Annotated in this window: 21 protein-coding genes and 2 pseudogenes; 10 read left to right on the top strand and 13 right to left on the bottom strand. The window is 74.9% G+C overall.

The genetic code is table 11. The annotated features are described in order from the left end of the window. The first annotated feature begins 177 nt into the window (after positions 1–177). Positions 178–1434, top strand: coding sequence for a cytochrome P450 family protein (locus ACSNOD_RS13265; protein ID WP_436767089.1), 1257 nt, complete (start codon positions 178–180; stop codon positions 1432–1434). Positions 1435–1695: 261 nt separating this feature from the next. Further along, positions 1696–2313, top strand: coding sequence for a hypothetical protein (locus ACSNOD_RS13260; protein WP_436767088.1), 618 nt, complete (start codon positions 1696–1698; stop codon positions 2311–2313). A 37-nt stretch (positions 2314–2350) separates the two neighbouring features. Here the strand turns inward: ACSNOD_RS13260 and ACSNOD_RS13255 are convergent. The 4 genes and pseudogenes from ACSNOD_RS13255 to ACSNOD_RS13240 all read right to left on the bottom strand — a co-directional run. After that, positions 2351–2901, bottom strand: a pseudogene (locus ACSNOD_RS13255) (carbohydrate-binding protein); the annotation flags it as partial. Between the two features lie 233 nt (positions 2902–3134). After that, positions 3135–4043, bottom strand: coding sequence for a helix-turn-helix domain-containing protein (locus tag ACSNOD_RS13250; RefSeq protein ID WP_436767092.1), 909 nt, complete (start codon positions 4041–4043; stop codon positions 3135–3137). Between the two features lie 152 nt (positions 4044–4195). Next, complete coding sequence (locus ACSNOD_RS13245) at positions 4196–5443, bottom strand: acyltransferase family protein (RefSeq protein ID WP_436767087.1); 1248 nt, start codon at positions 5441–5443, stop codon at positions 4196–4198. 390 nt (positions 5444–5833) lie between these two features. Further along, a complete protein-coding gene (locus tag ACSNOD_RS13240; protein ID WP_436767086.1) occupies positions 5834–6070 on the bottom strand; it encodes a hypothetical protein in 237 nt (78 codons plus the stop codon). A 257-nt stretch (positions 6071–6327) separates the two neighbouring features. On the opposite strand from ACSNOD_RS13240, the gene ACSNOD_RS13235 reads away from it, so the two are divergent. From ACSNOD_RS13235 to ACSNOD_RS13225, 3 genes are all read left to right on the top strand, one after another. After that, positions 6328–6540, top strand: a complete 213-nt coding sequence (locus tag ACSNOD_RS13235; protein WP_436767085.1) for a hypothetical protein — start codon at positions 6328–6330, stop codon at positions 6538–6540. Positions 6541–6830: 290 nt separating this feature from the next. Continuing rightward, on the top strand, positions 6831–7127 hold the full coding sequence (locus ACSNOD_RS13230) for a ribonuclease domain-containing protein (protein WP_436767084.1): 297 nt from the start codon (positions 6831–6833) through the stop codon (positions 7125–7127). Continuing rightward, positions 7124–7573, top strand: coding sequence for a barstar family protein (locus tag ACSNOD_RS13225; protein WP_436767083.1), 450 nt, complete (start codon positions 7124–7126; stop codon positions 7571–7573). Before ACSNOD_RS13230 ends, ACSNOD_RS13225 begins: the two co-directional genes overlap by 4 nt. A gap of 121 nt (positions 7574–7694) precedes the next feature. Here the strand turns inward: ACSNOD_RS13225 and ACSNOD_RS13220 are convergent, their stop codons facing one another. The 6 genes from ACSNOD_RS13220 to ACSNOD_RS13195 form a co-directional block, all read right to left on the bottom strand. Continuing rightward, positions 7695–9185, bottom strand: a complete 1491-nt coding sequence (locus tag ACSNOD_RS13220) for an amidase family protein (RefSeq protein WP_436767082.1) — start codon at positions 9183–9185, stop codon at positions 7695–7697. 218 nt (positions 9186–9403) lie between these two features. Next, positions 9404–9949, bottom strand: coding sequence for a hypothetical protein (locus ACSNOD_RS13215; protein ID WP_436767081.1), 546 nt, complete (start codon positions 9947–9949; stop codon positions 9404–9406). 140 nt (positions 9950–10089) lie between these two features. Then, complete coding sequence (locus tag ACSNOD_RS13210) at positions 10090–11520, bottom strand: cytochrome P450 (RefSeq protein ID WP_436767080.1); 1431 nt, start codon at positions 11518–11520, stop codon at positions 10090–10092. Positions 11521–11777: 257 nt separating this feature from the next. Next, positions 11778–12770, bottom strand: a complete 993-nt coding sequence (locus ACSNOD_RS13205; RefSeq protein ID WP_436767079.1) for a DUF2797 domain-containing protein — start codon at positions 12768–12770, stop codon at positions 11778–11780. A 112-nt stretch (positions 12771–12882) separates the two neighbouring features. Continuing rightward, a complete protein-coding gene (locus tag ACSNOD_RS13200; protein ID WP_436767091.1) occupies positions 12883–13176 on the bottom strand; it encodes a hypothetical protein in 294 nt (97 codons plus the stop codon). A gap of 55 nt (positions 13177–13231) precedes the next feature. Next, positions 13232–13942 carry an HNH endonuclease family protein gene (locus tag ACSNOD_RS13195; protein ID WP_436767090.1) on the bottom strand — a complete coding sequence of 237 codons (711 nt, stop codon included), beginning with the start codon at positions 13940–13942 and terminating at the stop codon, positions 13232–13234. Positions 13943–14221: 279 nt separating this feature from the next. Here ACSNOD_RS13195 and ACSNOD_RS13190 point away from each other — a divergent pair, with 279 nt between their 5' ends. Further along, entirely contained in the window at positions 14222–15346 is a 1125-nt protein-coding gene (locus ACSNOD_RS13190; protein ID WP_436767078.1) for a terpene synthase family protein, read from the top strand. Between the two features lie 25 nt (positions 15347–15371). Then, positions 15372–16811, top strand: a complete 1440-nt coding sequence (locus ACSNOD_RS13185) for a cytochrome P450 (RefSeq protein ID WP_436767077.1) — start codon at positions 15372–15374, stop codon at positions 16809–16811. A 10-nt stretch (positions 16812–16821) separates the two neighbouring features. Here the strand turns inward: ACSNOD_RS13185 and ACSNOD_RS13180 are convergent, their stop codons facing one another. Continuing rightward, positions 16822–17421 carry a TetR/AcrR family transcriptional regulator gene (locus ACSNOD_RS13180; RefSeq protein WP_436767076.1) on the bottom strand — a complete coding sequence of 200 codons (600 nt, stop codon included), beginning with the start codon at positions 17419–17421 and terminating at the stop codon, positions 16822–16824. A gap of 82 nt (positions 17422–17503) precedes the next feature. Between ACSNOD_RS13180 and ACSNOD_RS13175 the strand changes: the two genes are divergently transcribed. From ACSNOD_RS13175 to ACSNOD_RS13165, 3 genes are all read left to right on the top strand, one after another. Continuing rightward, entirely contained in the window at positions 17504–18388 is an 885-nt protein-coding gene (locus tag ACSNOD_RS13175) for a class I SAM-dependent methyltransferase (RefSeq protein WP_436767075.1), read from the top strand. Positions 18389–18888: 500 nt separating this feature from the next. After that, the gene (locus ACSNOD_RS13170) at positions 18889–19242 is read left to right on the top strand and encodes a hypothetical protein (RefSeq protein ID WP_436767074.1); all 354 of its coding nucleotides are present in this window, start codon (positions 18889–18891) and stop codon (positions 19240–19242) included. Positions 19243–19313: 71 nt separating this feature from the next. Continuing rightward, complete coding sequence (locus ACSNOD_RS13165; protein ID WP_436767073.1) at positions 19314–20141, top strand: SDR family NAD(P)-dependent oxidoreductase; 828 nt, start codon at positions 19314–19316, stop codon at positions 20139–20141. A gap of 21 nt (positions 20142–20162) precedes the next feature. Here ACSNOD_RS13165 and ACSNOD_RS13160 read toward each other — a convergent pair. Further along, positions 20163–20474: pseudogene (locus ACSNOD_RS13160) on the bottom strand (metallophosphoesterase family protein); the annotation flags it as partial. 110 nt (positions 20475–20584) lie between these two features. After that, positions 20585–21376 (bottom strand): phytanoyl-CoA dioxygenase family protein, encoded by a 792-nt coding sequence (locus ACSNOD_RS13155; RefSeq protein WP_436767072.1) that lies wholly within the window; start codon positions 21374–21376, stop codon positions 20585–20587. Positions 21377–21901 lie beyond the last annotated feature (525 nt).

Here is a 21901-nt window from a genome sequence, read left to right as displayed (position 1 = left end):
CCCGAAACCGCCCCGAGCCCGTCCCCGGCCGCCCCGCCGCTCCCTGGCGCGAACGGCCCGTTGGGAGCGGCACGCCGTGCCAGGGTGGGGGAGGAACACGCGCCCCGGGCACCCGCCTTCGTGAGCGCTCCGAGCGTCCCGCGCCCGGCGCGGGACGAACCGAGGAGGACACCAGCCATGAGCACCCACCCCACCGCCCGGCCCATCGCCCTCGATCCGACCGGCCGTGACATCCACGCCGAGGCCGCCCGATTACGCGAGCGGGGCCCGGTGACCCGTGTCGAACTCCCCGGCGGCGTGCCGGCGTGGGCGGTGACCGGCCACGCCGAGCTCAAGAGCCTGCTGGCCGATCCGCGGGTGTCCAAGGACCCGCGCCGCCACTGGCCGGCCTGGATCGACGGCCGGATATCCCCGGAGTGGCCCCTGTTCACCTGGGTCGCGGTGGAGAACATGTTCACCGCCTACGGCGACGACCACCGGCGGCTGCGCCGACTGGTCGCACCCGCCTTCACCCACCGCAGAATGGCCGCGCTGCGGCCCCGCGTCGAGGAGATCACCGCGTCCCTCCTCGACGACCTGGCCGCCACCACCCCCGGCGAGGTGGTCGACCTGCGCGAGCGATACGCCTATCCGCTGCCCATCCAGGTCATCACCGAGCTGTTCGGCCTCGACGAGGCGGACGGCGAGGGGCTGCGCGACGTCGTGGACAGCATCTTCCACACCGCCGCCGACCCCGAGGAGGTCACGGCCACCTACAGCAGGCTCTACGTCCTCCTCGGCGACCTCGTCGCCGCCAAGCGGCGGAAGCCGGGCGACGACATGACCAGCGTCCTCATCTCCGTGCGCGACGACGAGGCACCGAACGGCGCGGGGCGGGGGGCCGGGCTCAGCGAGCGGGAACTGCTGGACACCCTCCTCCTCATGATCGGCGCCGGCCACGAGACCACCGTCAACCTCATCGACCACGCCATCTGCGCCCTGCTCACCCACCCCGAGGAGCTCGCCCGCGTCCGCGCAGGCCACGCCACCTTCGGTGACGTCATCGAGGAGACCCTGCGGCTGGAGGCGCCCGTCGCCAATCTGCCGCTGCGCTACGCCGTCGAGGACATTCCGGTGGGCGGCGAGGTGATCCGGGCGGGCGACGCCATCCTCGCCGGGTACGCGGCCGCCGGCCGCAGCCCCGAGTGGCACGGCCCGGACGCGGACCGCTTCGATGTGACCCGGGCCGACAAGGAGCACCTCGCCTTCGGCCACGGCGTCCACTACTGCCTCGGGGCGCCGCTGGGCCGGCTGGAGGCGGGGGTCGCGCTGCCCGCGCTCTTCGACCGCTTCCCCCGACTGACCCTCGCCGTCGAACCGGAGGAGCTGCGGCCAGTGGAGTCGTTCATCTCCAACGGCCACCGGGCGCTGCCGGTGTTTCTGCACGGCCGTTGAGCACCTGAGTCCTTGAGTTCCTGAGCGCCTGAGTCTCCCCTCGGCCCTGCGGTCGGCCCAACCCCCGCCCGACGCCGAGCACTTGACCGCTCGCGCCCGACCCGGCACGCCGGGGGGCGCGAGCGGTGGCGCGAGAGGTACGGGTGTGCTGCCGGTGCCCGGTGCGACCAGGGGGGACGCCGTGTCCTACTGGGTAGTCAGGAGCCGTCGCCTCCGCGCCGCACACGGCGCGGGGCACGGTCTCTCGGAAAGGGGATGCGTATGTACGGTGGACGCGGTGTGGCGGTGGGGCTCTGTTCCCTGGCGCTGGTCGGCTCCTCCCTGATGTGGGCGCCCGCCACCCAGGCGCAGGCACTGATCACCTGCGTGGGCGAGGAGCGCACCAGCTACACCCCGGGGCTGTCGCTCACCGCGCGGCAGACCGCGATCCGGGCGCAGGCCACGTACACCTGCACCGGCGACCCCAAGCCCGCGGACCCCAAGCCCGCCGGTTCCCAGGCCGCCGACTCCAAGGCCGCCGGTTCCAAGGCCGCGGGTTCCAGGCCCACCGGCCCCCGGTCCACCGGCCATGTGGAGGCCGTCTCCCCGTCCGCCAGCTGCCTCGCGGTCAACTCGCCGAAGGCGAAGGAGCTGGTGCGCTACGGCGACGGCGCCACGTCCCGCATCGACTACGACAGCGCGGTCGCCGCCCGGGTCGGCGGAGTCAACGTCGTGACCTTCACCGGCCGGGTCGTCGAGGGGCGCGGCAAGGGCGGCACGGCGATCCGGTCCGTCCAAGTACTGCCCTCCGCCGCGCCCACGGAGTGCCTGAGCTCCACCGGTGTCCGGGAGGCCCGAGGCCCGGTGGAGCTCCAGATCCTCCCGGCCGGCGGCGCCTGACCCGCCGTCCCGGTCATCGGCCGGTGCCGCCGAGGGCGAGGACGAAGTCGAACGAGGCGTCCTTGGTGGACCCGAGGTCGCGGACCGTCATCAGCAGCTCCGGGTCGAAGATGGGGTCGGTGGCGTTGCGCGGCTCGCCGGGGAAGTAGAGCTGCGTGGTCAGGACGGGCTCGTGCGGGGCCTGCACCTTGACGTGCAGATGCCGGGTGCGGCCGGGGTAGAGGCCGGGCACGACGGTGGTGAGGCGGTAGGCGCCGCGCGCGTCGGTGAACTGGTGGCCGCGGAAGCGGTAGCCGACGTTGTCGTACGCGCCCCGGCGGTCCGCCTGCCAGAAGTCCAGCAGCGCGTTCGCGATCGGCCGGCAGGACAGGTCGTACACGAAGCCGACCACGGTGAGCCGGACGCCGGGCACGCCCGGTTCGAGCAGCGAGGTCCGCCGGGGCGAGTCGGGCTTGAAGTAGGGGCCCTCCGTCTGGGGTGGCGTCGGATCGTCGCCGTCGTCGCAGGACGGCGTCGGCGTCACGCGTTCGCCCGGTCGCCGCCCAGCAGCGCCGCGGCGGGCCCGACCGCCAACGCGGCCTTGAGCACGGTCTTGCGGCTGACGCCCCGCGGGGCGCCGGGCCGGGGACCCCGCCCGGGTGCCGCGTCGTCAGGTGTGCCGGCCGTCGCGCCGGGGCCGGTCGGGTGGCTCGCCCCGGGTGTCGCGTCGGGGCCGGTTCCGGGCAGGTTCTCGCCTTCCACGGTCCGCTCCTTCGATCGAGGGGGTGTCGGGAGTCGGGGCAGCCGAGGAGGGGACGGCTGCCCCACGAGCGGAACCGACCCTAGGAGGGCGGGGCGGACGGGGCGATGGACAGATCGCGGTCAGTCTGGTGGTTCCCACGGGCCGCCCGGCGGAACTGCCCCGGCGTCGCTCCGGTCTCCCGGCGGAAGAAGCGGCAGAAGTACGCCGGATCGGCGAACCCCACCTCGCGGGCGACCCGGCTCACCGTGAGGTCCGTGCTGGCCAGCAGCCGCTTGGCCTCCAGCGCCTGGCAGTGCCGGATCAGCTGGCCCGGGGTGCGGCCGGTGGCCAGCTTGACCGCCTCGGTGAGATAGCCCACGGACACCCCGAGCCGGGCCGCGCAGGACCCGACGGAGCACCCGGCGAGGTCCTCGGGGCGGGCGAGCAGCAGGGCGAACCGCTCGGCGAGGGCGGCGGCGCCGTCGTAGCGGGGCCGTGCCGCGGCGGGCGCGGCCGGCAGGTCGGGGGAGCGGTCCAGCAGCCGGCCGGCGCGCACGATCAGGATGTGCAGATACGCCTGGAGGACGGAGACCATCCCGGGCCGCCGGGCCCGGTACTCCCGCGCCAACTCGGCGACGACCGGTGCGATGTCCGCCGAGTCGCGGGCGTCGAGGCGGAACCAGGGGTGCTCGCCGAGCCGCCGCAGCAGTGCGCGGTCGCCGGGGTGGGGGAGCAGAAAGGCGTCGTCGAACAGGACCACCCGGCCGCGCAGCTCCGTGACCGCCTCCCAGTAGTGGACCTGGCCGGGGACGATGACGCACAGATGGGGCGGGTGCAGCGGCCAGCGGCTCAGGTCGACGACGTGGTGGCCGCGGCCGCCGGTGACGTGGACGATCTCGTAGAACGTGTGCCGGTGCGGGAAGGAGGCGCGGGACAGCGGCCCGATCGAGTCGAACGACCCGATCGCGAAGGGCAGGATGTGCGGGGCCGGCACATCGAGCCGGTGCATCGGCACCGGCTCGTGCGCCGGACCGCGGGTGCCCTCGTGCTCCGCGCCGCGCTCTCCACGGCGGTCACCCATGGCTGCCTCACCACGTCGTCGCCCCACGCGTTCCGGTCCGTGCCCCGAGCCACCCTGGTGCTACCCGCACCGGCGCGCGGTCATACCGGGGGCAGCGGTCCGCCGGGGTGGTGGTGGGGCGCCGCGGCGGCCGTGGGCTGCTGGCCGGGGTACGGCGTCCGGCCTCCGGCATCGCCGGAACCGCCCAGGAAGGAGAGCCTCGACTTCCGCGGCTCGGTATTGCGCCGCAATTCCACCACGCTCTTGTTCATGGCGTTCTTCAGCATTCTGCTCACGGGCCGCTCGATGAAGCGGTGAATGCACCAGGCCATCGCGAGCATGAGCGCGGTGATGGCGGGCAGCAGGATCTTGGCGGAGTACCGATCGCGCAGCAGATCGATCAGGGTCAGCCCGATGAACATGTGAATGAGGTACAGCGGATACGTCAGGGCGCCGGCCGTGGTGAGCCACTTCCACTGGATGCGGTCGAACGCGCCGAGCGCGATGGCCGCCATGATGGCGAAGGCCAGCACGATGGCCAGCCGCGCCGGCCACCCCGGAATGCGCTCCGCCTCGGCGGCGCCGAGGCTGAGCTTCATGCGGTTCTGCACATAGTGCTGGGCCAGGAGGAACGACACCCCCACAATGCCCCAGAGCAGCGCGGTGGGCTTGAAGCGGTACATCAGGTAGAAGGCGATGCCCGCGACGAAGAACGGCGTGTACGACGGAAGCGCCCACATCGAGAGCAGGTTGTCGTTCGCCTGCGGGGCGATGACCGCGGCGGTCGTCCACACACCGCAGAAGAGCACGCATTTGCGGTAGGTGACGCCGCCGGCCACGACGAGGGCGAAGAGGATGTAGAACTTGAGCTCGATGAACAGCGTCCAGTAGACGTCGTCGAGGTCGGGCACGCCGAGGCCCTGCTGGAGCATCGTGAGATTGGTGAGGACGATTTCCAGATTGCTGGCGCTGCGGACGTTCGGCCACACCGTCAGAACGGCCGTGGTCAGCAGGATCGCCGCCCAGTACGCGGGGTAGAGCCGCGACACCCGGGAGACCACGAAATCCGCGAGCGAGCGGCCCCAGGTGCTCATGCAGATGACGAATCCGCTGATCAGGAAGAACATCTCCACGCCCAGCCACCCGTATTGGGAGAACCGGTGGAAGAGCGGGGATATCGCATCCGGTTGCTGTCCCCAACCATCGCGCAGGGCGCCGTAGTGATAGCAGAGGACCACGAGCGCGGCGAGCAGCCGGAGCCCGTCCAGAACGTAGAGTCTGGGCCGCCGGGGTGCCTGCCGCTGGGGTGTTCGGGGTGCGTCGAGATCCTCTCGAGCGGCATAGAGCATCGTGCGTTCTCCTGAATACGAACAGGGACGTGCGGGGGCGCGGTCTGCCACCCCGGAGGGAATTGCGGCGGATTCGCCTTCGGCGGGCGCCTGAAGTGGCGCTGAACGTGCAGCATCTTGTCATGCGCCCCGCGTGGCCGCCCAGAGGAGGCGGGGGGCTTCTGGCGTGTAAACGGGACATATGGGGCGAGCGTGGTGTTGCGTGAAACACACTCGGTGCGCGGCGGGCCCGGGTGGACACATGCCGCGGGCCCGGGTGGCTTGAAGCCACCCGGGCCCGTCGCTGTGCTGTCGCTCGCTGCGCTGTCCGCTCGATGGACGACCGCGGTCCGTGCGCGCGCTGCCGGTCGGGTCCCGACGTCGGTACGCGTCAGTACGTGTCGGTGCGCGTCAGTACCGGCCGCCGCCGAAACGGCGCCCCGCCGGCCGGCGCGCCCCGGAGCTGCCGCGCAGCATCCGCAGCAGCCCACCGATCAGGGACCCGGCGCCCGCGCCGCGGGCCCGGTTGCCGCCGGACGCCATCGGCGCGCCGCGCCGCCGGGAGCGGGGCCGTGCCGCCGTCGACCGGCCCATGGCCGGCCGCAGTCGTCGGGAGATGCGGTCGATGGTGCCGAGTACGTTCGACATGCCGGGGGTCCTTTCCGCTGCCGGCCGGAGCTCTTCTGTGCGGTTCGGGTGCCCCCGCGCCGCCGATTCATGTCACGGGCGCCGAGGGGCCCGTATGCCGCGGTGCGAGGCGCCTCGCGATGTGAGGCGCCCCGCGTGAGCCGGGCCCCGACGTGAGCGGGGCTTCGATGTGAGGCGAGCCGTCGGGCGGGCAGAAGAGCCCCAGCGGGCGGTACGCGCCCCGGATCGGACGGACATTCGGGCGGAGAGGGGAACCGATGGACGGGCAGTCCGGCACGGCGACTCGCGCGGCGGTCGAGGAGGCGCGCGCCGCGCTCGAGCAGGTGGACGACCCGACGGCCAGGGCCACGGTATGGGCGCTGCTCGCCGCGGTCCGGCTCCTGGACGAGATCGCGCAGGCCACGAAGGGGCTCGACGCGCGCGTGGAGCAGCTCAACCAATACCTCGGGGCGATCGCCAACAAGCCCTGAGAGTCCTCCCGCGGGTCGCGGCTCGGCGGATGACGCGCACCCGGCCGACAGGCCGGGCCGCCGCCCGGGCCCGAGGGCGCGGATATGACAGCATTGCCGCCATGTTCAACCGCTCCGCTCCGGGAAGAGCCTTTCGTGTCCTCGGGGCGCTCATCACCTGTTGTGTCCTCCTTGTCGCCGGCTGCTCCTCGGGAAAGGACGGGGGCGGCGGCTCGGCCAGCGCCTCGGCCGCGTCCTCCCCACGAGCCGGAGCCGATTCCGGAGCCGGCTCTTCCAACCGGCCCGGCGACGTGCCCGACTGGGCAAAGGGCATGGCCGTCGTCCGGGCCGACCGGCTCCCGCCCGAGGCACGGGAGACCCTGCGGCTGATCGACGCGCGCGGCCCCTTCCCGTACCCGCAGGACGGCACCGTGTTCGGCAACTACGAACGGGTGCTCCCCCAGCGCAAGCGGGGCTACTACCACGAGTACACGGTCCGCACCCCCGGCTCCCGGGACCGGGGGGCGCGCCGCATCGTCACCGGCGAGCGCCAGGAGACGTACTACACCGACGACCACTACCGGAGCTTCAAGGCGGTGCTGCGATGACCCGTGCGGAACAGGGCGCCCCGACGCCCCCCGAACTGGCCGCCGTGCTCGACGGCAGCGTGCCCCCGGGCATGCTCGCCTGGCCGGGCGACCGCCCCGTCGAGGAGGCGGTGGCCGCCGCGCGGGACGCCGGCTGGAGCGCCGTGCTGCTGGACCTCGACGGCGTCACGGACAAGGAGCGGTTCATGGACCGCTGCGCCGAGGCGCTGCGCCTGCCCGACTGGTTCGGCCGCACCTGGGACGGCCTCGCCGACTGCCTCATCGACCTGTCGTGGTGCCCCCCGGCGCCCGGCCGGCTGCTCGCCCTGCGCGCCTGGCAGGGCTACGCCGCCGCCGCGCCCCGGGACTGGGCCGTCGTGGAGGACGTGCTGACCGGGGCGGTGGCGTTCTGGCACACCACGCCCCCCGGGCTCGCCGTCGTCGTGCCGCGGGCGGCCGACGCGTAGACCGTGTCGACGCGCAGGCCGCGCCGGTCATGCCGTCGCGCGGGGCGGGCGTGTCTCAGCTCTCGGGGTGGGCGTGCCGTCGTGCGCGGGCCGTGTCGTCGAAGCCGCCCGGCGGCGCCCCTCACCAGGGCGGCGCCGGCACGCGGCCGATGAGCAGCTCGCACATGTGCCCGATCCGCAGGAGCTCCCGGTCCCGGCCCGGCACGCCGTCCAGCGCCAGCCCGACGGGCAGCCCGGAGGCGTCGAGCCCGGCGGGCACCGTCAGGCCCGGCAGGCCGATGACGCTGCCCGGACCGGTGGTGCGGGTGTAGGCCGAGAGCGCCGACTCGCGACGGCCCCCGAGGCGGACCTCGTGCGCCCCGACGCGCACGGCGGTCAGCGGGGTCGTCGGCGCCACCAGCGCGTCCAGGCGATGGGCGGCGAACACCTCGTCGTACGCCGCCGCCAGCGCCGGCCGGTGCACCGCCATCGCCTCCGCGTAGTCGGCCGCCCGGGCCGCGCCCGCGGCCAGCATCCCCGTGAGGAGCCGGCGGACGTCCGGGCTGCCGCATCGCTCGGCCACCTCCGCCGGGGTCGGCCCGGACGGCACGGCCGCCAGGTACGAGCGCAGGGTGGCCGGTGTCTCGTGGAAGGGGATCGAGAACATGGTGCGGGCGATGAGCTCGTCGGTGCCCGGCGGCAGTTCCGTCTCGACGACCCGGGCGCCCCCGTCCTGGAGCCGCGCCAGGCACCGCTCCAGGACGGCGGCGACGTCCGGCGGCAGATCGGCGAAGAACGGCTCGCGCACCACGCCCAGCCGAACCCCGCGCAGCCCGCCGCCGGCGTCTTCGGCATCCTCGTCGGTCGCCCGAGCGCCGGTCGTCCGAGCGTTCGCCGCCCGCGCGTCGACCGCCCCGGGCCGCCCGCCCGTCAGGGCCGCGTCGAGCGCGGCGACATCGGCGACCGTCCGCGCCATCGGACCGGCCGTGTCCCGGGTGCCGGAGATGAGCAGCAGCCCCCGCTGCGGGTAGCGGCCGGCGGTCGGCCGCAGCCCCACGACACCGCACAGCGCCGCGGGAATCCGGACCGACCCTCCCGTGTCGGTGCCGAGCCCCGCGGGCGCGAGCCCCGCGGCCACCGCGGCGGCCGTCCCCCCGCTGCTGCCGCCGGCCGTCCGCCCGCCGTCGTAGGGGTTGCGCACCGCTCCGAACGCGCCGTTGTCGCTGGTGACGCCGTAGGCCAGCTCGTGCAGGTTGGTCTTGCCGAGCACCAGCGCCCCGGCCGCGCGCAGGGCCCGTACGACATCGGCGTCCGCCGTCGGCCGGTGGGCGCGCAGGGCGGGGGTGCCGGCGGTGGTGGGCAGGTCCGCCGTGTCGATGTTGTCCTTGACCGCCAACGGCACGCCGTGCAGGGGAGGGAGGCGCTCGCCCCGCGCACGGGCACGGACCGCCGCCGCGTCGGCCCGCCCGGCCCGCTCCAGCAGGTCGTCGGCGGCCGGGAGGGAGATGAAGGCGGCGAGGTCGGCGCGGGCCTCGACGCGCTCCAACAGGGCGCGCGCGTACGCGGCGGACGACAGCTCGCCCCGCCGGATCAGGTCGGCCGCCTCGATCAGCCCGAGCCGGGTCGGATGCACGGGCCCCACTCCTTCCTGGCGTGCGGCGTGCGGCGCGCGGCCGTCGACCGCCGTACGCGGCCGCGGACGGCTGTGGGCGCGGCCGCCGCGCGCCGAGCGCGCTCGCGTCCATTGAAGCGAACGTGCCAGGGGAGTGGGGGCGCTCGCCGGACCACGCGCCCCCGGCTCGCCTGGCCCCGCGCTCCCGGCTCGCCCGGCCCCGCGCCCCCGCTCGCGGGTCACCGCGTGCGCGAGGCGAGCCGCTCCAGTTCGTCGGAGATCACCGGGCCGCTGATGCTGTGGACGTCGCCGACCCGCAGATCGTCCGGCGTGATGAAGTCCTCGCGCGCGCCGATGACGGTGATGGACACCAGCGACCGCGGCTGCCAGTACGTGCGGTAGTGCGGAGCCTGCGGGTGGGGGACCTCCAGCAGGCGGACGCCGCGCCGCTCCAGGAGCCTGTGCAGTTTCGCGAAGCGCAGCCGTCGGTCGAACCGCCCGTACGCGGCCCGGATCGCCCCGTTGACGGACGCGCTGCCCAACCGCGCCAGCTGGTGCACCCGCAGGGTGAAGTGGTGGCCCTCCCAGGGGTGGTCGGCAGACGCCCGGTCCCAGAAGAACTCCGCCATCCCGTAGTCACGGCACAGGGAGTACGCGAAGGGGTTCTCGGCGAAGTCCGGGCCCAGCACCTCCGTGACCCGGTCGGGGCTGTCCGTCGGGCGCGCGCCGAGCACCGTTCCGGTGGTGACGACGTCCAGGTAGAAGGCGAGGGAGTACGGGGTCACCTGCGGTGGGCCGATCGGTGCGAAGGACGTGTACGGGGGGCGGGCCGCGCGCAGGGGCGTCCTCCGGCAGCCGCTTCGGTGCACCGTACATGAGCCCGGTCGGGCCCGGCCCCCCGGTGTTCCCCCCGCTCCTCACCCGGTCACCCGGTGGGATGCGGCCGGCCGACGGGGGCGGCGGGTCGGAGCGGCGCGTCCACCGTCGTACGCGGCGGGCGGGCGACCGCACGCAGGGTCGCGTGGAGCGGCACCGCCGGCTGGAGCAGCAGGCCGACCTTCGGGACCACCTCGACGGGGTCGACGTCCACATGGAAGCGCTGGGCCAGGGTCGCGAGCACCAGCGCCGCCTCCACCTGGGCGAACCGGGCACCGACGCACGTGCGCTGACCGCCGCCGAACGGGAACCACGCGTGGTCCGGCACCGGATGGGGCGCGTCCGTGTCCCACCGCTCCGGGCGGAACGCCGCCGGGTCGGGGAACCAGCGGGGGTCCCGGTGCGTGGTCCACTGGCTGCACCACACCGTCGTGCCGGCCGGGATCGGGAATCCGCCCAGTGTGGCGCCCTCGCGGGCCACGCGCGGGATCGTCCATGAAGGGGGGTAGAGCCGCAGTGCCTCCTTGACGATCTGTTGGGTCCAGGCCAGCCGCTCGTAGTCGTCGATGGTCGGCGGCCGTCCGTCGAGCACCCGCTCCAGCTCCTCGTCGAGCCGGGCCCGGACGGCCGGGGCGGTCGACAGCAGGAACCAGGTCCAGGTCAGCGTGGTGGAGGTGGTCTCGTGGCCGGCTGCCCAGAGCGTCACCGCCTCGTCCCGCACCTCCTTGGCGGAGAGCGGCCGGCCCTGCTCGTCCCGCGCCGCGAGCAGCCGGGCCAGCAGGTCGTCGTGTTCCTCGGCGCCGTCCGCCGCGGCCCGGCGGGCACCGATCAGCCGGTGGATCTCGCTGTCGATCGTGGCGACGGCGGCCAGCAGCCGCCGCCGCGCGGGGGTGCGGACCCAGCTCGGCAGAAAGAGGTTGACGTTCCGCAGCTCGTCCCCGACCACGTGCTCGGCCACGGCCATCGCCTCGCTCAGCGCGCCGGTGCGGTCGCCGAGGTCGTTGCCGAACAGGGTGCGGAGCACGATCCGCTGGGTGAGGAGGGTCATCTCCGGGCGCACGTCGATGCGCCGGCCGTCCTCCCAGCGGTCGGCGAGCGCCCGTGCGCAGTCCACCATCGTCGCCGCGTACCGCCGCACTTGGCGGGGTCGCACGGTCGGCTGGACGAGGCTCCGCTTGCGGCGCCAGTCGGCCCCCTGGCTGCGCAGCACGCTGTCGCCGACCACCTGGCCGAGCGTCCAGCCGATCTTCAGGATCTCGTAACCGCGCTCCACCCCTCCGAGCAGCTCCGCGATGTGCTCGGGGCGGGAGACGAAGAGGCTGCGCAGCGGGCCGAGCGACCAGGTCACGGCGTCGCCGTAGTCGTCCCGCAGATGCTCGAAGAAGCCCAGCGGGTCCCCGCCGAAGGTGGGGAGGTGTCCGAGCAGCGGCAGACCGCGCGGGCCGGGAACGGGGCGGAGCGGAACGGCGGGCGCGGCCATGGTGGAACCTCCGGGCGTCAGCGAAGATCGTCCTGCTGGTGATCCTCCCGGCAGTGGGACACCTTCGATGGTGTCCCTGCCGTGACACACCGCGAAAGGCGGTGGCCGGGTGACAGGGGCGGCGCGTACGGCAGTCCGCACGCCCTCGTGGCCGCGTGTCCGCCGGGGCGGTCGCGTTTCGCGGCGCGTACGCCGGCCGGTGACCGGCGATCGGTGGCCGGCGGCCCGTGGCGGGTGGGGCCGATGGGGCGTCAGGTTCAGAAGAGGGCGTCCGGCTCCTCCCGGTCACCGGCGCCACCGGGGTCCCGCGGTGCGCGGATCGGCGCGCTCCACACCGCGCCGGCCGGCGCTCTGCGCAGCGCCCACCCCGACAGCAGTCGACTGTCGAGGAGGATCAGACCGCCGGGGGTCTCCAGATAGAGATCGGCACCGACCAGGCAGTGGACCCGGCCGGCGAGCACGTCCCCCGGGGCCGGCGGCAGCGCCTCCCGGTCGGGGGCGACGCCCGCGCCGGGCAGGCCGTAGCGCGCCGCGTGGTCCTCGGGCAGCGGCTCGTCGTGGGCGTCGAGGGTGTCGGCCCAGCCGGACACCGCCCGTGCCCGCCGGGCCCAGCGGACCAGTTCGTCGGCGCGCTCCCCGGGGGTCGAGGGCCGCGCGCGGGCGCGGCGCTTCGCCGGGACGAGCACCCGGTCGGGCACGCCCAGCGCGGCGGCCAGCACGTTCTCGGCGCGCCTGGCCGCCGCGAGCGGCCCCTCGGCGAGGAACACCGAGGCCAGGGCGCCCTGTTCGAGCAGCCGCGAGGTGCCGCGCTCGGCCGCGGTGATGCCGACCTTGACCGGGCCGCCGGTGCCGAAGGAGGCGAGGTACACCCGGAACGGCCGGGGGTCGTCCAGCCGGGTGTCGGCCGCGATGGACGAGGACCGGTCCAGCGCCGAGCAGACGGGGCACTGGCCGCCGAGATGGGGTGCGGGCAGTTCCGCGCCGCCCCGGGCACAGGGGACGCGCTGCCCGCCCCGCCGTATCCCGACGCAGCGGCGGTCCTCGCCCACCTGGAGGGCCGGGTCCGCCCCGAGAGGGAGCGGACTGATCCGCTCGGTGGGCGGGGCGGCGGAGGGCGCCGGGGGCTGCGCCGGAGAGGCGTGGGGCCGCGCGGGGAAAGCGTGCGGCTGCGCGGGGGAGTGCCAGTCGAACGCGGCGCCCGAGGAGTCCCAGCGCAGCCGCGTGAACCGCCAGACGCGGGTGGGGGTCATCGGCGCGGGCACCTCCGTACGATCCGCCGCGGGCCGGGCGCGGAGGGTGCGCGCCGACACGCCGACGACCCTACTCACGGCGGGGCTGGAGCCCCGTACGGGGGGGCGGCTTTCAGGACAGCCGCGGCGCCTCGGCCGCTCCACCGGCCCGGACACGTGCGAGCACCGCGGCGTGCAGCGCCGGCAGCCCCCCGGGCGGCAGCGGCACCGGGCTGCCGGTGAGCGTGTACCACTCCTCCGCCCCGGTGTACTGGACCTCGACGGCGGCCCGCCGCCCGTCCGGCGACAGTTCCGTCACCACGGTCAGGTCGCCGGTGACGACACCCACCTCGTCGGTCATCGCGCCGCCCGGCCCGGCGACGACCTCGTCCACCAGGCGCTCGGCCGTCGGCTGTGCGCCGCTCATCGCCTCGTTCACACCCCGCTCCTCGCCCTGCTCGCCGCTCATAGGACGCCGTCCATCAGGCGCATGTGTCGAGCATCTTCGTCAGCTCGGCCTTCTCCTGCGGCGTGACGCTCAGCCCGTAGAGGTGCTTCACATGCGTCCAGGCGCGGGAGTACGTGCAGTGGTAGCCGGTGAGCCGCGGCTTCCACTGGTCCGGCGACTGGTCGCCCTTGGCGCGGTTCGAGGCCGCGGACACCGCGATGAGCTGCGAGTTCGTCAGATCGTTGGCGAAGGTTCGGCGCTTGGCGACGTCCCACCCGTCGGCGCCCGAGCGCCAGGCGTTGGCGAGCGGCACCATGTGGTCGATGTCGACCTGGCTCGCGGCCGCGAGCGTCACCCCGTCGTACGCGCTGTACCAGCTCCCGGAGGAGGCCCGGCACCGGGCGTCCGTGACGACGTCCTTGCCGTCCCGGGCCAGCACCACCTCCCGGGTGTCGCACTGCTGGTGCTGCGTCACCCAGTGCGGGAACCTGTTCCGGCTGTAGCCGGACATCGAACGCGGGGGCGCCACGGTCAGCGCGGCCAGCTCCTCGCGGACCACCGGCGCCGCGGGCGGCTCCGGCATCCCGGCCGGCGCGGGAGGGGCCGGCGCGGCAGGGAGCGGCGGGGACACGGCCGTACGGCCGGCCGCCGGCGGCGCGGACACCAGGACGGCGGACAGGCACAGCAGGGAGGTGGCGGCCTGGCGGAGCGCGAGGGGGGCGCGGCGCCGTCGGCGAGAGCTGATCACGGCCCACGGCTACCAGGCCGCGGGACCGCTGCCCGGCAGCGTCGCCCGTCCGGGGCGAGTCGATGCGGCCACTCGGCCGGAAGGGCCCCGGCGCCCGGCAACCGCCGGGGGCCCGCGACGCGGCCCGAAGCGCGGCCGACCCGCGGTCCGGAACCGAGGGATCGAGCCGCGGAGCGATCGGTCCGGGCCGCACCGGCGCCACGGGGGTTTGCGCCCCCGGCGGCTCGTCGCACGATGCCAGGGGAGCGCACGTCGATGGGGAGGCAGGGAGGCGCGATGGCGGACACCGCCGCGAGCACGGAGACCACCGTCGGCAGGGACAACGCCGCGAGCACGGACACCGGAACGCCGGCCGCGCCGAGAACGCTCGGTTACACGTTCCCGCCGTTCTTCATGCCGTTGCGAGAGCGCGGGATCAACCCCGCCTGGAACGGGCGGGAGACGCAGATGTACGACTGGGGGCGAGCGTCCGCGCTGACGATCGACCCGGCGGTTCTCCGTCAGATGGAGCGCACCCAGCCCGACTTCGCCACGGCCATCTGCATCGTGAAGACGCTTCCCGAGCGGTTCGAGGCGCTGTGCAGGTACGTCCTGTGGGTCTGGGCGGTCGACGACGGCCTCGACGAGCGCATCACCGCACGTGACGTCGTCTTCGTCACGGAGACGGTCGCGGAGCTGACCCGCGCGATCGAGGGCGTCGGAGAGGTGCGGAGCCCGGCGGCCCGGGCCGGCCGGGAGGTGCACGAGCTCGTGTGCGCGGGCCGGTCGGCGGAGTGGCGCGCGGAGTTCACGGCGGAGGTGCTGATCTGGCTGGCCACCTTCGTGCGCGAGGTGGCCGCCGTGCGGCTCGGCACCACCATGTCGATGGAGGAATACATTCCGCACCGGCGGTACACCTCGGTGCTCGGCTGGTTCATGCACCTGGGCGAGTACGCCCTCGGCATCGACCTGCCGCACCGGGTCCGCATGCTGCCCGCGATGGTCGAGGCCCGCCACCGCGGGGCGGAGTGGATCGGGATCTACAACGACGTCTTCTCCGTCGACCGGGAGGACGCCGTCGGCTACCCCTTCAACGCCGTCCTCATCGCCCAGCGGGAGCGGTGCTGTTCCCGGCAGGAGGCCGTGAACCACGTCAACACGATGCTCACGGACCTGATGAAACGATTCGTCGGGGCGGTGGAGCGGGTGCCCGCCGAACTGTCCCGGCTCGGCGTCGACGAGGGCGTACGGGCGCGGGTGGCTCAGGTCCTGGAGACCTACGAGACCCAGGTGCGGGGGAACCACGACTACCACCGGGGCCGACCGCGCTACGTCGACTCGCCCGCGTATCTGCCCGGCGAGCAACCGGCGGGGCCGCGCCCGCTCTACAGCACGGACGAGCGCTTCGCCACGGGGACCTGAGACCGGGATGGAGGACGTACGGCGCATGGAGGACGTACGGAGCACGGAGAACGCACGGTCGGCCGGGCGGGCGTGGCGGTCGGTGCCCGCCCCCGGCGCGCTGCCGCTGCTCGGCCACGCCCTCACCCTGCGCAGGAGGCCGCTGGAGTTCCTGGCCTCCCTGCCCGCGCGCGGGGACCTGGTCGAGGTGCGGCTGGGCCCGCGGCCGGCGTATGTGGTCTGCCACCCCGACCTCGTCCACGCCGTCCTGGCCGACCCCCGCACCTACGACAAGGGCGGCCCCTTGTTCGACAAGGTGCGGCCGCTCCTCGGGAACGGACTGGGCACCTCCGGGTGGGCCGCCCACCGGCGGCAGCGCCGGCTGGTGGGGCCCGCCTTCCACCGCGCCCGCGTCGACGGTTACGCCGCCGGGATGCTCCAGGAGATCGAGGCGCTGGCCGGCTCCTGGCGGCCGGGCCACGTCCTCGACGTCGGCGTCGCGATGCAGGCGCTCACCGCCCGCGCCACCGCCCGTACGCTGTTCTCCGCCGACATCACGGAGCGCGACGTCGCCGACATCCAGCACTGCCTGGCCGTCCTCTTCGGCGGCGTGTACCGGCGCATGACCGCGCCGCTCGGCCTCTGGGAGAAACTCCCCACCCCGGCCAACAGGCGCTTCCGGCTGGCGCTCGCGCGCCTGCGGGAGCTCATCGACCGCATCGTGGACGACTACGCGCGGGCCGGGAGGGCCGGGGGCGGTCGCGACGACCGCGGTGATCTGCTCTCGGCACTGATGGCTCCGTCCGACGAGGGCGCCGGGGAGGGCGCCGACGAGGGAGTCTCCGTCCTGAGCGCGGACGAACTGCGCGACCAGGTCATGACGCTGCTGGTGGCCGGGACGGAACCCACGGGGCACGCCATGGCCTGGGCGTTCCATCTGCTCGGCACCCACCCCGAGGTCGAGGGGCGGCTGCACGAGGAGCTCGACACCGTCCTCGCCGGCCGCCCCGCGGGCGTCACCGACCTGCCGCGCCTCGCGTACACCCGCCGCGTCCTCACGGAGGTCCTGCGCCTGTATCCGCCCGGCTGGATGTTCACCCGGACCACGACGGCCGCGACGGAACTGGCCGGGCGCCGGCTCGCCCCCGGCACCACGGTCCTCTACAGCCCGTACGCCCTGCACCGCGACCCGCGGCACTTCCCGCGCCCGGACTCCTTCGACCCCGACCGATGGCTGCCCCACCGGGCCAAGGACGTGCCGCGCGGCGCGCTGCTCCCCTTCGGCGCGGGCACCCGCAGATGCGTCGGGGAACACTTCGGGACGACGGAGGCGATGCTCACCATCGCCACGGTCGGGGCCCGCTGGCGGCTCCGACCGGTCCCCGGCCGGGCGGTGCGCCCCCGCCCGGAGACGACCCTGGGCACGGGCCCCCTGCCCATGCGCGCCGAACCCCGGGGCGCGGGGGCCCGTTCGGCCGGGGGATGACGACGGGCGGTCAGCGCGGCGGTTCCCGCAGGGCGCCGGCGAGGACCGAGGTCACGACCCGGCGGACGGCGTCCGCCTCCGGCGGGGGGCCGGTGCGGTCGGCGAAGAGCAGATGCCCCGCCCCGACGAGGGCGGGGGCCAGGGTGTCGACGTCCGTGCCCGCCGCGACGCGGCCCAGCTCGCGCTCGGCGGTGAGGTAGGAGGCGATTCCCGCCGTGGCCTCCGTCAGGAGCGGGACACCGGTCGGCGTGGTCCGGCGGAGCCGCGCACGCACCTCGTCCCGGGAGGTGACGAGGCCGACGATCGCCACGGCGACCGATCCGAACAGCTCCGTCAGGGCGTCGGTGAGGGTGTCGGCGACGGTGCCCGTTCCGGCGGCGTCGCGCAGGGCGGCGGCCCGGCCCTCGACGCGGGCGACGCGATCGAGCACGAGCTCGGCGAGGAAGGCGTCGAAGTCGACGAAGTGGCGGTGCAGCACGCCCTTGGCGCAGCCCGCCTCCGTGGTCACCGCCCGGCTGCTCAGCGCGCTCGGGCCGTCCCGGAGCAGGACGCGCTCGGCGGCGTCGAACAGGTGCTCGCGCGCGTCACGGATGGCCACTCCTGTCGGCACGGGGCGTCTCCTCGGTCTCCCGCTCGGCCCGCCGTCCCCGTCCCGATTGACGAGTGGGCGGTCGCCCACTCATAGTGGGCGCATGCCCACTTTACCGTCCGGGGGAGCGCCCCGGCCCCATCGCGAGTCCCGTCACGAGCCCCATCGTCAGCGGCAGTTGGCCGAGTCGTTCGGCGCGGACGCCGAACGCTACGACCGGGCCCGGCCCCGCTATCCCCGAGCCCTGGTGGACCGGGTCGTCGCCACCGCCCCCGGCCCCGACGTGCTCGACGTCGGCTGCGGCACCGGCATCGTGGCCCGGCAGTTCGCGGCGGCCGGCTGCCGAGTGCTCGGGGTCGACGTCGACGCGCGGATGGCCGCGTGGGCGCGCCGGCGCGGACTGCGGGTCGAGGTGGCGGCGTTCGAGACCTGGGAGCCGGCCGGCCGGGAGTTCGACGCGGTGGTCTCCGGGCAGAGCTGGCACTGGGTGGACCCGGTCGCGGGGGCGGCCAAGGCGGCCCGGGTGCTGCGGCCCGGTGGCCGGCTGGCCGTGTTCTGGAACGCGGCACAGCCCCCGCCGGAACTGGCGCGGTCCTTCGCCGAGGTCTACCGCCGGGCGATGCCCGACGCGCTCGCCGCCCGCATCCCGGGGACGGCGCCGGCGTCGGCGTCGGCATCGGAGTCCGCTTCGGCCGCCGACGCGTACGGCGGCCTGTGCGCCATGGCGGCCGACGGGATACGGGACGTGGGCGCGTTCGACGCCCCGGAGCGGTGGCGGTTCGACCGGGAGCGGACCCGCACCCGGGACGAGTGGCTGGACCACCTGGCCACCACGGGCGGCCACGCCCAGCTCCCGCCGGCGGCGCGGGACGAGGTCCTGACGGCCATCGGCGAGGCCATCGACGCATGGGGCGGGTCGTTCGCCGTGCGCTGCACGACGCTGGCGGTCACGGCGACGCGCACCGCGACGCCGGCCCGAGAAGGGTAGCGTCCCGCCGCCGGTGACCTGCCGGGCCCCGTCGGCCGCGACGCCGCCGCGGCCCCGCCGGCTCTGCACCGCCGCACCCTCACCGACAAGCTCGACGAACTCCGTAGCGAGGCCGGAGCCGCACCGGTGACGCCGAAGCCCGTGGCGGCCGTCCGTGCGGGTCAACGACTCCTTCCGCTGCCTCGACACTTCCAGCACGTGACACGCTCGAAGTCGTCGGCACGCATGCCGGTGTACCAGCCCAGACCTCCGCACGTGGGGCAGTCGCCCGGCCTGGCGCGTGGGCCGAACAGCGCCTGCACGGCGAATGCCACAACGATCACGGCCAGGATGACGAACCATCCGTTTTCCATAGGACGATTGTCGAAGGAAGGCACGGCCCTGGACCAGGGCGTGCGATGCGCGCGGGGCATGCCCGATCGGTGTCCCTCGCACCGGTACCGGCACCGGCCGTGGCCCGTACGGTCGGTCACGACCGCGCGTCGGTTAGCGTGGAGAGCATGATCAACAAGCCCCTCCGCGTCCTGTTCTGCATCGGCGTCACCCAGGACTTCTTCGCCGCCGACGCCGACGAGCGCGACCGGGTCGCGCAGGCGATACCCGGTGCGTTCGACGACCTCGGCCGGCGGTTCGGCCTCACCGTCCTCGGCACGCTCGACGACGACCAGCTGATGGTCGGCGCCTCCACCGCCTGGCCGTGGACCTCGTACATCCTCGCCGACGCCCCCGACCTCGACGCCGTGGCCCGCGTCTGCGGCATCGTGCGCGACACCCCCGTGGGCGACCACCAGCTCTGGCGCTATCTGCGCGTCGAGGCCCGGGTGGGGCGCGAGCTGTTCTTCGGCAACCGGTGACGGCGCGTCACCTCGCCACCGTCCGCACCGCCCGTCCTCGTATCGCCTTCCCGCCGGAGGAGGAGCCCCGCATGCCCGACAACCCGCCCGCCCCCGACCCCGTACCGGCCCCCGACCCCGACCCCGGCGCCACGCCCGCTCCCGCTCCCGCCGTCGGCCTCGCGGGGCGCGTCGCCCTCGTCACGGGTGCCGCGGGCGGGCTGGGCGCCGCCATCGCCCGTGCCCTGTACGCCCACGGCGCCCGGGTCGCCCTGCTCGACACCGACGCCCGGCGCAACGAGGAGACCGCCCGCGCCATCGACCCCGGCGGCGACCGCACCCTGCCCGTTGTCGCCGACCTGTCCGACCCGGCGGCCGGCCGCGGCGCGCTCGCGGCCGTCGAGAAGCGCTGGGGCGGGGTGGACATCCTGGTCAACAACGCCGCCCGCGCCCCGGGCAGCGGGCTGTGGGACATCACCCCCGAGGAGTGGGACGCGGTCTTCGACGTGAACCTCCGCGGCACCTTCTTCCTCACCCGTGCGGTCGCCGCCGGCATGCGGCGCCGCGGGCGCGGCGGCCGAGTGATCAACATGGCCTCCATCGCCGGTCAGACGGCCCGCCCCACCGGTGCGCACTACGGCGCCTCCAAGGCCGGTCTGATCGCCCTCACCCGCGTCTTCGCGGCAGAGCTGGCCGCCGACGGCATCACCGTGAACGCGGTCTCGCCCGCGATGATCGACACCCCGATGGTCCGCTCCGTCGGCGAGCGGGCGCTCGCCGAGCTGACCGCCCGGGTGCCGCTGGGGCGCATCGCCACGCCCGAGGAGGTCGCCGCCCTCGTGGTCCACCTGGCCGGCGACCAGGGGGCCTTCATCACGGGCGCGACGTACGACATCAACGGCGGCGCGCTGATGCGCTGACCGCCGCCGCCCGCCCACCCCTCACGGCGCGTGCTCGCGCCCGTCGCGCGGGGCGAAGGTCTCCAGCGCTTCCACGTCCGTCGCCCGCGCGTGGAGGTAGTAGTCCGCCCACTCGGCGGCGTCCGGGCAGGAGGACTCCCGGGTGACCTGGGCGACGGCGGCCTCGACGTCGTACGCGGTGCGGCGGAGGTCGACGCCGGGGCCCAGGAGCGCCCAGTGGGCCCCGGCCCGCCCGTAGGGCATGCCGACGCTGCCCCGGTTGACCACGAGCCGACCGTGGACGAGGCGCACGAACGGCATGTGCGTATGCCCGCAGACGACCGTACGGGTGTTCGCCCGGCGTGTAGTGGCCCACCGCCTCAGCAGGCCGCCCACCGCGCCCGAGCTCGCCGGGGCCTCGACGAGATCCGTCGAGGCCCCCGCCGCGTCGGCCGGAGCGTCTCTCAGCGAAGGCCGGTGACCGGGGTGTCCTGTCCCAGGCCCCGACGGATCGCGATCTCCACGGGTGAGTACGCGCCGTCGGCCCGCTCCAGTTCGTACGGCGCGGCCGGCATCAGCGGCGGCTGGGCCATGAAGCGCGGTCGCGCCCCGTGGTGCGGTTGCGCCGCGTGCACCAGGAACGGATGGCACAGGAAGACGTCGCCCGGGGACCCGGTGGCGAGGGCGACCGGCCGGTGGTCGGACGCCGCCACCAGATCGGGCGCGAGGGTCAGCCCGCTCGCCCCGTCCTCCCCATACTTCTCCAGCACCTTCGGCACGTCGAGGTGTGAGCCGACCCGAATCCGGGTCGGGGCGTCCTCCTCGCCGACCTCGCTGAAAAGGAACAGCATCAGCAAGGCCCGGCCCCGGGAGCGCAGATTGGTGAAGTACCAGCTCTCACCCTCCGGCAGATAGCTCCCCTCGATGTGCCAGCCCGCGTCGTCCGGCTCCTCCTCGTGCGGGAAGCGCAGCGGGAACGTGCCCAGCGAATAGCGCGGCTCCCAGCGCCCCGCGCCGACGAGCAGGTCGTACGCGCGATGCAGGGACGGGGAGTTGGGCGCGGCGGCGAACGGCCCCTGCGCCATGCCGGCCACCCAGTGCACGGGCTGCGTCCACGTCGCCGGATCGTCCGGGTCGCAGCCCGTCTCCCGCCACAGCAGCCGCGCGCCGTCCGCGGCCACGCGCGGCGCGACGGCGCCCTCCACCTTCACGAAGCCGTCGCGGAGAAAGCGGGATACCAAGGTCGTGTCGTCCATGCCCCCATCGTGCGGTGACACCGGTCCCGGCCACCCGACATTCCCCGCACCGCCTTTGTCGGGTGGCCGCCGAGCCGCTTCGGGAGGGTGGGCGCCCGCTCGGGCGCCGACGCGCGGTCGCCTGCCGATGGGCGACGAATGCCGGGGCGCGCTTCTCGGCATCGATCGCCCCGGCGCTCCCCGGCGCTCCCAGGAACCTGGGGGCAGCACCAGCCCGCAGGGGGGAGCGAGGCGCACCGGCCGCCGGGGGGCGGCCGGATGGGCTTGTTCCACCCAGGCCGCCTAGCGTCGTGATCACCGCCCGCGTCCCCGCGCCCGGCGGTACGACGACGCACGACGGCCAAGGAGATCAGCGATGCGCACTCCCGCCCCCGACTCACCCGTCACGCAGGCGCTCGCGCACCGGAAGCGATGGGCCGCCCGGGGCCGCGGCCGACGGCCACGGGCCGCCCTGGCCGCTGTCGCGGCGGTGACCGCGATGACGGCCGTGACGGCCCTGGCGGCCGCCCCCGCCCCCGCCCTCGC

Source organism: Streptomyces sp. URMC 123 (genome assembly GCF_051386515.1).
In the GTDB taxonomy this organism is placed as follows: Bacteria; Actinomycetota; Actinomycetes; order Streptomycetales; family Streptomycetaceae; genus Streptomyces.
This window is presented reverse-complemented; position numbering and strand designations above follow the sequence as displayed.

Bases quoted from the DNA above. Each gene is read 5' to 3' on its own strand.
- ACSNOD_RS13265 (WP_436767089.1), top strand. From the start codon at position 178: ATGAGCACCCACCCCACCGCCCGGCCCATCGCCCTCGATCCGACCGGC.
- ACSNOD_RS13260 (WP_436767088.1), top strand. From the start codon at position 1,696: ATGTACGGTGGACGCGGTGTGGCGGTGGGGCTCTGTTCCCTGGCGCTG.
- ACSNOD_RS13250 (WP_436767092.1), bottom strand. From the start codon at position 4,043: ATGCACCGGCTCGATGTGCCGGCCCCGCACATCCTGCCCTTCGCGATC.
- ACSNOD_RS13245 (WP_436767087.1), bottom strand. From the start codon at position 5,443: ATGCTCTATGCCGCTCGAGAGGATCTCGACGCACCCCGAACACCCCAG.
- ACSNOD_RS13240 (WP_436767086.1), bottom strand. From the start codon at position 6,070: ATGTCGAACGTACTCGGCACCATCGACCGCATCTCCCGACGACTGCGG.
- ACSNOD_RS13235 (WP_436767085.1), top strand. From the start codon at position 6,328: ATGGACGGGCAGTCCGGCACGGCGACTCGCGCGGCGGTCGAGGAGGCG.
- ACSNOD_RS13225 (WP_436767083.1), top strand. From the start codon at position 7,124: ATGACCCGTGCGGAACAGGGCGCCCCGACGCCCCCCGAACTGGCCGCC.
- ACSNOD_RS13210 (WP_436767080.1), bottom strand. From the start codon at position 11,520: ATGGCCGCGCCCGCCGTTCCGCTCCGCCCCGTTCCCGGCCCGCGCGGT.
- ACSNOD_RS13205 (WP_436767079.1), bottom strand. From the start codon at position 12,770: ATGACCCCCACCCGCGTCTGGCGGTTCACGCGGCTGCGCTGGGACTCC.
- ACSNOD_RS13200 (WP_436767091.1), bottom strand. From the start codon at position 13,176: ATGAGCGGCGCACAGCCGACGGCCGAGCGCCTGGTGGACGAGGTCGTC.
- ACSNOD_RS13190 (WP_436767078.1), top strand. From the start codon at position 14,222: ATGGCGGACACCGCCGCGAGCACGGAGACCACCGTCGGCAGGGACAAC.
- ACSNOD_RS13185 (WP_436767077.1), top strand. From the start codon at position 15,372: ATGGAGGACGTACGGAGCACGGAGAACGCACGGTCGGCCGGGCGGGCG.
- ACSNOD_RS13175 (WP_436767075.1), top strand. From the start codon at position 17,504: ATGCCCACTTTACCGTCCGGGGGAGCGCCCCGGCCCCATCGCGAGTCC.
- ACSNOD_RS13170 (WP_436767074.1), top strand. From the start codon at position 18,889: ATGATCAACAAGCCCCTCCGCGTCCTGTTCTGCATCGGCGTCACCCAG.
- ACSNOD_RS13165 (WP_436767073.1), top strand. From the start codon at position 19,314: ATGCCCGACAACCCGCCCGCCCCCGACCCCGTACCGGCCCCCGACCCC.
- ACSNOD_RS13155 (WP_436767072.1), bottom strand. From the start codon at position 21,376: ATGGACGACACGACCTTGGTATCCCGCTTTCTCCGCGACGGCTTCGTG.